We start from the raw sequence: 9,549 nt of genomic DNA, 5'->3' as shown, positions 1-9,549 counted from the left end.
ATCGCCTGGTGCTCAACCGCGATACTCAGCGGTGCTCAACCCTCCGAATACTCACCCGGTTGGCTTGCTTGTCACTGCCCCGGTGGTGAAGCGCCCTGGGACTGATGGAGACTCGTGCTATTCGATCCGTTCCAAGGCCAGGCGTCTCCAACAAAACCAGAGCGCCTCAATCGTGCCAGCTCGATGTTGTTCGCCGACTCTACGACGAAGACCGCCGGCTCAGTTGATAACCACCTCTTTACAGCCAAGGAAACTATGGCCGCCTGCGCCATTGTTGATGGCGTAAACACAAATTTGGTGGGCGCCGGATGACATTTCTATGCGCTCCCCGAAGCCATGAATCGGTCCTGCTGCAGGGAAAGCCGCGCCGACATCGTTGCGGGCCTTGTCTGCCATATATGCAGCGCTCGTCGAATCGACGTAGATATGTACCGAGATTGGTTCTGACGTATCCGGGTCAATCGCCCAGCCACTGACGGTAGCGGCACCAGCTTCGACACTTACGCCTTCAAAGTTGCCAAACGGAGTGCGGCCGAGGTCAGGCGCCGTGGGACCCGCCACCGATACGGTACGACACCCGAGGTACGTATGACCGCCCTCGCCGTTGTTGATGGCATAGACGCAGACCTGATGAGTGCCGGGCTCCATCGAGATGCGTTCTGCGAAACCGTGTTTGGGCCCCGACGCTGGGTATGCTGCGCCGACGTCGTTCCGAGCCTTGTCCGCAAAGTACGCTGCGCTCGTTGAATCAACGTAGATGTGGACCGAAATCGGTTCAGATGTATCCGGGTCGATGGCCCAGCCGCTCACCTCTGCGCCACCCACGTACGCTGATGCTCCCTCGAAAGCGCCGAATGGAGTTCGTCCGAGGTCTGGCGTAGGCGGCGGTGCGATTGTAACGGACTTGCAACCGAGGAAAGTATGTCCGCCGACACCGCTATTGATCGCATATACACAGATCTGATGCGTGCCGTGCGAGACTGCTATCTTCTCTGCGAATGCATGCCTTGGACCATACGTCGGATACGCCGCGCCCACGTCATTTCGGGCCTTGTCCGCCATATAGGCAGCACTCGTTGAGTCAACGTAGATGTGGACGGAGATCGGCTCTGCCGTATCCGGGTCAATCGCCCAGCCACTCACCGTAGCTCCATCCTCATGCACCTCCACCCCCTCGAAAGACCCGAAAGGTGAACGGCCGAGATCCGGGCCGACGGGACTAGTGACGGTAACCGAACGGCATCCAAGCAACGTATGACCGCCCGCGCCATTATTGATGGCATAGGCGCAGACGTCAGTTGTCCCGACGGGCATGTCTAGTTGCTCAACAAAACCATGTTTGCTGCCGTAGGCGGGGTAAGCGGCGCCGACATCTGAACGCGTCTTGTTAGCGGTATACGCCTCGCCCACCGCACCGACGTACAAATGAATGCTGATCGGCGCCGTAGTGTCGGGGTCAATGGCCCATCCGGACGCGGTCGCGACCTTGCCGTCGAGCGATATACCTTCGAAGCCACCGAAGGGAGGACGGCCGAGGTCAACGGTACCGGGCACGTCCACTGTCTGACAGCGCAGCAGTACCGGAGAGCCCGGGCCCAAGTTCATTGCGTATACACATACCTCGTGTCTTCCAGGCGATGCCGGAACCTTGGCGGAGAAACCGTGGTTCTCGCCGTACGCCGGAAAGTGAGGTACTAGATCTGGCCGCTTCTTATCAGCGGTGATGGCCGTCCCAACCGAATCGACGTAGACGTGTACCGAAGTGGGCTCCACCGAGTCCAAGTCGACGGCCCAACCATCAACCTGGACGCCCCCATCGACTGGCACAACGGAGTCAAGGAGCCCCTGCGGTGCGCCGCTCAACGATTGCAAGGTCTTACATAGGAACAGCACGTTTGCGCCCGAACCGACATTGATGCCGTAAACGCAAACATCCACCGCTCCTGCGCCGATCGCGGGCACTCTGACGTCAAATCCATGATTCGGTCCAACGGCAGGGTAGGCAGCACCTACATCGTCACGCGCGCGGTCTGCGACATGAGCCGTCCCGACGCTCCCTACGTAGACGTGGATCGCAATCGGGTCACGCGTATCGAGATCTGCAACCCAGCCGGCGATCTGAAACTCCCCAGGCAGTGCTTGTACCACCTCGATGTTCCCAAACGGGCTATTCGCCACCGCCTGCGTCGATCCGAACCAGTCCGTGAAGTAGTTGTAGAAGTTGCGGTTGCCATAGGCGCCGCAGCTGTCGCCCTCGCCGTATCCGGCGGCCAGCGCCGCTGCGTTGGGCTGGTACGGCGTGTAGTAGTAGAGGGCTTCCGTCGCCTTGTTCTCGATGTAGACCGGGCCTGTGCCGCAACGGTCGCGATCTGGGTGGTACTGGATCTGCCAGGTTTGACCGGCCTTATACCACTGGAACCAACGGCCCTCGAGGTAGATCTGCATCTGACGCGCTGCGCCGTAAACCTGAGCGAAGAAACCAGCGAACGCAGTGTCGCAGGGAGCTGTATCCGGGCAGGCCTGGCCCATCGCCGCGTTATAACGCCAGTCGCTCGGCCAGGTGTGGGTGACAAGACCCTGCTCCTTCTGGAGCATGACGATCAGAACCTGGGGGTTGATATTGCAAGCCTGAGCAACGCGGTAGATGATGCTCGCACCGGACTCGTTCGATGAGCCCGAATACCCAGAGCAGTACGAGTCCGCGGGCTTCGACTGCGTCACGGTTCGGAGGTCTTTCAGACAGACATACCCCGACTGACACGAAGGAACCTTGGAGTTGAGGAAGGACTGGATCTGAGCTTCGCTCATCGTGCCTTTGTTAGTGAAAACGGCGTCGCTGATGATGTTGCCGGCGCTGAACCCGGCCAGTGACGTCTTGACGAGCCCCGTCTGTGCCGGGTCGCTCACAGTCCGTGCGAGATCCGCGGAGGAACTGACTGTTGCAGACGCACTAGCCGCTCCAAGCGGCGCAACTCCGCTTATGGCGACGGCTAACACCGCGATGAGAACTGTGACGAATCTGGTGATTCCACGCATGCCGCTGGGGCGTGAGGCACGTCTAGACATGTGACTAGTGTGACGGAAGTCGCGCAATGATGCCACTGTGATCCAATTGTTCGGGTATTTTGACGCGTGTCGTCATAATTCTCAGTGCTTAAACAGCATCCTCAGGTCTGCCCCGCCGAGGCGGCACAAAACTGCTGTCACAACTCCGCATGAAGCGCCCACACACGCTCCGCGGCACTCGCCCATGAGAACGCTTTGGCGCGATCCGCAGCAAGCACCCGCAGTCGCCTCTCCCCTGCGCCGATGGCATCGACGACAGCATCCGCCATCTCGTCGTGCGCGACCAGCGCACCGCCTTCCGCGATGACATCACGGTGCACACCGCTGTTAGCAGCGACAACGGGCACCTGAAGTGTGAGCGCTTCCATCGCGCGCCACGGCCATGCCGAAACCGAGCTGGGTGCCACGAAAGCTGCTGCACTGCCGAATACGGCCGCACGATCCGAAGCCGCTAGACGCCCTCGAACGTGGGCACGACGCTCCGGCAATCCTGCCGCCGACGCCATCTCGACCAGACGAGGCTCCGCCCCCTCGACCGCGTCGAGGACGACGACGTCGATATCCGCCGCCGCAGCCGCGCGAAAACCGTGCTCCAACTCACTCTCGGGACCGGCGAGAACGAGATACCGCTCTGGCAGTGACAGCGTCTCGCGCCTGCGCGCAGCATCCAGAGGCATGACGAAACCCTCGGGAGCGGCACCGGCGATCACTCGCACCCGATCGCCGAGCTTCGCGAAGTCCTTGATCTTCTCGGCCATCGCGTGCGTGGGAACGACAACAGCATCTGCGTGCTTCGCCGCCCGGCGAAGCATCCCTCGCTGCCATGCGACGTTCGACTTCGACAGGTTCTGCGGCGCCTCCCACGCGCTCAGACCCCACACCGTCAGCGCGACCTGATCATTGTCGTGCACGCGATCATGCTTGATGAGCGGCGCCATCAGAGACGGCGCGTGGATCAGACCGCCGCCCACCCCCGGTGCGATGCCCATCTGCCACGATGTCGCCAGTTCACGACGCCCGAGCCTGAGAGAGCGAACCTCGGCGACGCCGGCAATGTCGACTTCTCCGCCAGCGGGGATGATCACCTCTACCGTGCACCCAGACGGTGCGCTGGTCACCAACCCCGCGACGAGATCACGCGCCGCCTGGGCCTGGTCGGCGTCGACAACAGTCGCGATCTGGTCGAGAACGACGCGCAGCTGAGCACCCATAACGAAAGGATAGTAGGGCGACCCCGGACGGCCTCGGACCGGCGCACCCTTCGACAGGCTCAGGGACCGAGACTGGCGGGCGCACCCTTCGACAGGCTCAGGGACCGAGAGTGACAGGCCCAGGGACCGAGGGTGGCGGACTCAGGGACCGAGAGTGGCAGGCTCAGGGACCGAGAGTGGCGGGCGGGCTTCCTCGACCGGATCGTCGCGAGCGTGCTTGAATGCACTCATGAGTGACGGTCGACTGCCACCGAGGCGACGCTGGGTGGGCTGGGTGATCGGCGTAGTCCTGCTCGTCCTTCTCCTCGCGACCGGCTGGGTCTTCTTCCGCGGGTTCGGCGCCGCAAGTGAATTGCAGAATGTCCGCAATTCAGTCGGACAGCTGCACTCCAGCATCAAAGATCGCGACTTCCGGCGCGCTGAGCAGATCGTCCCGCGCCTCGAGCAGCACGCAGCCCTCGCCCATGACCTCACCTCCGACCCGGTGTGGCGCACCTTCGAGTTCATCCCCTGGATCGGCGGCGACTTCACGTCTTTCCGCGAGATCGCCGAGATCACGAGCGAGGTCGCGACCGATGCAGTCGCACCCGTGATCGCCGTCGCAGCACAAGCCGACCTGGCAACCCTCGGCTTGAGCGGCTCGCGCATCGACGTAGGGCCGCTCGCCCATATGCAAGAGCCGCTCAGCGAATCGGCCGAGATCCTCGCCGCAGCGGATCTGCGGGCTCAGCGCATCAGCACAGATGTCACGCTGCCGATGCTGGGAGACGTGATCGTTCAGGCTCAGGATCTCGTCCATGACGCCTCCACCACCGTCGGCGCCATCCACGGAGCCTCCGTACTGCTGCCGAACATGCTCGGCGGCAACGGTCCCCGCACCTACCTAATCGCAGTCCAGAACAACGCTGCGCTTCGCTCCCACGGCGGCGCGGTCCAGACCATCGCACTCGTGCGCGCTGAGGGCGGTTCGCTGAGTCTCCAGCGCACCGCTTCTGCACACGAGATCCCCGCGCTCGACGCGCCGCTCCCCCTCGATGAGGCGACACTGGCGCTGTTCGGCGATGTTCCGGGACGAATCGTCAGCGACGCAACGAGCATCCCCGGCTTCGCCGAGGCGGGCGCCATGCTCGCGACACGATGGCAGCAGCAGTACGGTGACCCGATCGATGGCGTCATCGCCGTCGACACCGTCGCCCTGCAGCAGCTGGCCGAGGCCAGCGGACAGATCTCCTTCGGCGAATACACTGCAGGCGCCGACGATCTCGGCGAGGTTCTCGCCTCTGAGATCCCCTTGACCGGCGCAGACCCCGCCGCGCACGACGCCCTGGTCGCCCAAGCCACGACCGCGCTCGCATCCTCACTTCTCGCCTCAGAGGACCCTGCTGCCGTTCTCGGGGCGCTTTCGGATGCCGCAGCATCAGGCCACATCCGCCTGTGGAGCATCCATGCCGAAGAGCAGACAGCACTCGCAGCATCCGCTCTCGGCGGAACACTGCCCAAAGACACCGAGAACGACATCTACGTCGGCGTGCTGTTCAACGACCGCACGGGCGGCACGATGGACTACTACGCTGACGCTGCCATCGCTCGCGCCATCGGCGAATGCCACGGCGATCAGACCGCCCAGGTGCAGGTGACCTGGACCAACGCTGCACCCGCCGGCGATCTGCCACCCTCCGTCACCGGCGATCAGGAGCTCGCACCTGGCACAACGCGCACGCTCATCTCAGTGATCGGACCAGAGGGTGCGACCCCGCAGGAATCCGGTGATGCACAAGCGCAGATCGGCGAGCGCCCCGTCGTGCAGTACGACGTGACCGTTCCCCGCGGTGAGTCCGTCACCGTCACGGCGACGTTCACCGGCTCACTCTCCGCAGAACAGTTCACCCACGTACGGCACACGCCGATGCTCACTCAGGTCGACGTAAGCGAGAGTGCTCTCATCTGCGATTAGCGCCTATGGCTCGGGCGTCGCGGTCGGCGTCGGCGGGTGCAGAGTCTGTGTCACGAGGCCGTGGATGTACGCGTAGTCAGGCTGGTGCTCGTCGACGCCGTTCTCCGGCACGAGCTCGATCGTTGTGACCGGCTGCTCCTTCGCCTTCAGCATCAGATCGAAGAACTCGCTCAGCTTGTCGCGCGGAAGGTCCGTGTCGATCAGCACCGTGCCAGCGGCGGCGATGTCATTGAATCGACTCAGAATGTTCTGCGGCGTGAACTGGTCGAGAATCGCGATCTGGAGCTCGCGCTGTCGCTGCATGCGATCCCAGTCACTGGTCGTATAGCGCGACCGTGCGTACCACTGCGCCGTATCGCCGTCCATGTGCTGCTGACCGGGCTCGATCCAGCCGATCGCCCATTCATTCACGTCGTTGCCGTGCCATCCCTCGGGCGGACCGCCTTTCGGGAGCCGCTCGGTGACGTTGATGTCGACACCGCCGAGGGCGTCGATCATGGCGGCGAAGCCGTTCATGTCGACGAAGATGTAGTACGGGATCTCAATGCCGAGAACCCCTGCCGCAGCATCCTTCGTCGCCTCGATTCCGGGAGCGGAACCAAGGGACGCGGCATCCGGATAGAGCCCTGCGCCCTTGTCCTCGCGGCACACCTCGGCGGCGTTTCGCACATGATTCATCCACGGGTTCCAGCCGCAGCTCTGCGAAGAATGACCCTCGAAGCCGTTCGGGTAGAGCGCCTGCATCGGGCTTCCCTCGCTGAACGGTGCACCGGGCAGTTCACGGGGAATGCCGAAGATCGTCACCGCCCCGCTGTCGGCGTTCACCGAGACCACCGAGATGCTGTCGAAGCGCATCGAGTCGCGTCCGTCGCCGCTGTCAGCACCGAGCAGCAGGATGTTGTAGTAGCCGTCGCTGGGCGGAAGACTCGGCCCGCTCTGTCCGAAGATGTCGTTGATCGCGCCTCGGCTGGATGCGACGATGGTCGACGCGTACCCCGCACCACCGCTGAGCAGACCCACAATGACGAGGGCGACAACAGGAATCGCGAGGCGCGAGATCGGCGGCACTTTGATCAAGCGCACGATGCCCAGCGTGCTCAGTGTCAGCACGACCCAGAGCACCGCATACGCGATGAGCAGCACTTGAACCAGCGTGAGAACGAACCAGTTCGAGCCGAACGTGATCAATCCCGACTGCCAGACCAGTGCCATGACGATCACGCAGAGCACGAGGAACCACCCGAGCAGCGTCGCCCCCAGGCCGAACCTGCCGAGCTTGCGATTGCGACCGGCGAGGACCTGTGCGGAACCGGGAACCAGCACGTTCATGACGACCAGCCACCACCCGCGGCGTCCCATGAAGGCCGGGTCTGCGGTGTCGGGGTTGCGCAGCGGACGCGGCTCGATCAGTGGCTTTCGCGGCCTCACCGATGCGCTGCCGCGCGGTGCGGCCAGGGTCACAGCGAACCCTTGAGACGCTCGTTCTTCTCCGCCACCTGCGACTCGAGGGTGCGTGCGTACTCCTCGACGCGGTCTGCAAGCGCATCATCGCCGGTACCGAGAATTCGAGCGGCCAGGATGCCGGCATTGCGTGCGCCACCGATCGAGACTGTGGCGACGGGGATGCCCGCCGGCATCTGCACGATCGAGAGCAGCGAGTCCATGCCGTCCAGATACGCCAACGGCACCGGAACCCCGATGACCGGCAGAGCGGTCATCGACGCGAGCATTCCCGGCAGGTGGGCCGCTCCCCCCGCGCCGGCGATGATGACCCGGATGCCGCGACCGCGCGCTTCGCGCGCGTACTGCATGAGCTTGTCGGGCGTGCGGTGCGCCGAGACGACCTCTACTTCATGCGGAATGTCGAAATCAGTGAGCGCCTGTGAGGCGTCGCTCATCACACGCCAGTCGGAGTCGGAACCCATCACAACGCCGACAACGGGCACAGCAGAGGAATGCAGTGGCTCAGTCACTCCCCCAGGGTACTTTCTGATGGCACGATCACCCGCTTCGACTCGCTACGCTCGCTCAGCGCGTTTCGGCGCGCTTCGCTCGCTCAACGACCGGCGGTGCCTCAGGCGAAGTGGGCGGCGGCAGCGCGAGCGGTGTAGACGACGTCATCCAGATCGTCGCCCGCTGCGTTCACATGCCCGACCTTGCGCCCCGGACGGGCGACCTTGCCATAGGTGTGGATCTTCGCATCGGGGTGCTCAGACATCGCCGCCTCGAATCGATCCTCGAAGGAGCCCTCTGCAGGACCGCCGAGGATGTTCACCATCGCCGCCCATTGCGCCCTGGGGCTCGCATCCCCCAGCGGCAGGTCGGCGACCGCGCGCAGGTGCTGCTCGAACTGGCCGGTCACGGCGCCGTCCTGGCTCCAGTGCCCGCTGTTGTGCGGGCGCATCGCCAGCTCGTTCACGAGAAGCCGCTCATCATCGGTCTCGAACAGCTCGACCGCCAGAATCCCGGTGACGCCGAGTCCGTCGGCGATCTGACGGCCGATGCCCTCGGCGACCTGCACGAGTCGGTCCCCCGCTCCGGGAGCTGGGGCGAAGACTTCGGCGCACACGCCGTCGCGCTGCACGGTCTCCACGACCGGATACGCGACCATCTGACCGCTGGGCCGGCGAGCAATCTGCTGGGCGAGCTCGCGTCGGAACGACACAAGCTCCTCGACCAGCAGCGCATCGCCCGCGGCTGCTGAGCCTGTCGAAAGGCGTGCGAACCAGTCCGCTGCGTCATCGGCGGAGTGCACGACGCGCACGCCCTTGCCGTCGTATCCGCCGCGCGGCGTCTTCACGACGGCGCTGCCGCCGTGGTCGTCGAGGAAGGCCTGGAGCTCATCGATGTTCTCGACGCGAGCCCAGTCGGGCTGAGGAACGCCGAGCTCGGTGAGACGTGCGCGCATGTCGAGTTTGTCCTGCGCGAACTGCAGCGCATCGGGGCCCGGGTGCACGGAGACGCCGTCTGCGATGAGGGCGCGCAGCACCTCCTGCGGCACATGCTCGTGATCGAACGTGACGACGTCGACATCCCTCACGAAGGCGCGGACCGTCTCGAGGTCGCGGTAGTCACCCACCGCGGTCGCCGCGAGCTGGGCGGACATGCCCTCGGACTCGGCGAGCACTCGGATGTCGATACCGAGTTCGACCGCCGGAGCGATCATCATTCGAGCGAGCTGTCCGCCGCCGATCACACCCACGCGCAACGCCATGTGGTTCTCCGTTCGTCGCATCCATTCTTCCGTATGGCGGGAGCGGTGCGGGTCAGCGGGGAGCGTCGCCCTCGGGGAGTGCCTGGGCGTCTCGGTGCGCGAGG

6 protein-coding genes are annotated in these 9,549 nt (G+C 64.1%); 1 reads left to right on the top strand and 5 read right to left on the bottom strand.

The window, feature by feature from the left end; genetic code table 11:
• Positions 1-219: 219 nt before the first annotated feature.
• Together ACTIAO_RS15755 and ACTIAO_RS15750 are read right to left on the bottom strand one after the other, a co-directional pair.
• Positions 220-2,907 carry a hypothetical protein gene (locus ACTIAO_RS15755; protein WP_441907108.1) on the bottom strand — a complete coding sequence of 896 codons (2,688 nt, stop codon included), beginning with the start codon at positions 2,905-2,907 and terminating at the stop codon, positions 220-222.
• A gap of 296 nt (positions 2,908-3,203) precedes the next feature.
• On the bottom strand, positions 3,204-4,277 hold the full coding sequence (locus tag ACTIAO_RS15750; RefSeq protein ID WP_441907107.1) for a glycosyltransferase: 1,074 nt from the start codon (positions 4,275-4,277) through the stop codon (positions 3,204-3,206).
• Positions 4,278-4,506: 229 nt separating this feature from the next.
• Here ACTIAO_RS15750 and ACTIAO_RS15745 point away from each other — a divergent pair, with 229 nt between their 5' ends.
• Complete coding sequence (locus ACTIAO_RS15745; protein WP_441907106.1) at positions 4,507-6,231, top strand: DUF4012 domain-containing protein; 1,725 nt, start codon at positions 4,507-4,509, stop codon at positions 6,229-6,231.
• Positions 6,232-6,234: 3 nt separating this feature from the next.
• Here the strand turns inward: ACTIAO_RS15745 and ACTIAO_RS15740 are convergent, their stop codons facing one another.
• The 3 genes from ACTIAO_RS15740 to ACTIAO_RS15730 form a co-directional block, all read right to left on the bottom strand.
• Positions 6,235-7,692 (bottom strand): LCP family protein, encoded by a 1,458-nt coding sequence (locus ACTIAO_RS15740; protein ID WP_441907105.1) that lies wholly within the window; start codon positions 7,690-7,692, stop codon positions 6,235-6,237.
• Positions 7,689-8,156 carry a 5-(carboxyamino)imidazole ribonucleotide mutase gene (gene purE / locus ACTIAO_RS15735; RefSeq protein ID WP_441907110.1) on the bottom strand — a complete coding sequence of 156 codons (468 nt, stop codon included), beginning with the start codon at positions 8,154-8,156 and terminating at the stop codon, positions 7,689-7,691. The genes ACTIAO_RS15740 and purE overlap by 4 nt, the downstream gene beginning before the upstream one ends.
• 149 nt (positions 8,157-8,305) lie before the next feature.
• The gene (locus ACTIAO_RS15730; RefSeq protein ID WP_441907109.1) at positions 8,306-9,445 is read right to left on the bottom strand and encodes a 5-(carboxyamino)imidazole ribonucleotide synthase; all 1,140 of its coding nucleotides are present in this window, start codon (positions 9,443-9,445) and stop codon (positions 8,306-8,308) included.
• Positions 9,446-9,549: the final 104 nt, after the last annotated feature.

It is taken from the genome of Microbacterium sp. (genome assembly GCF_052099035.1).
GTDB lineage: Bacteria > Actinomycetota > Actinomycetes > Actinomycetales > Microbacteriaceae > Microbacterium.
Note: the sequence above shows the minus strand (reverse complement) of the source record. Positions and strands in the feature narration are given on the sequence as shown.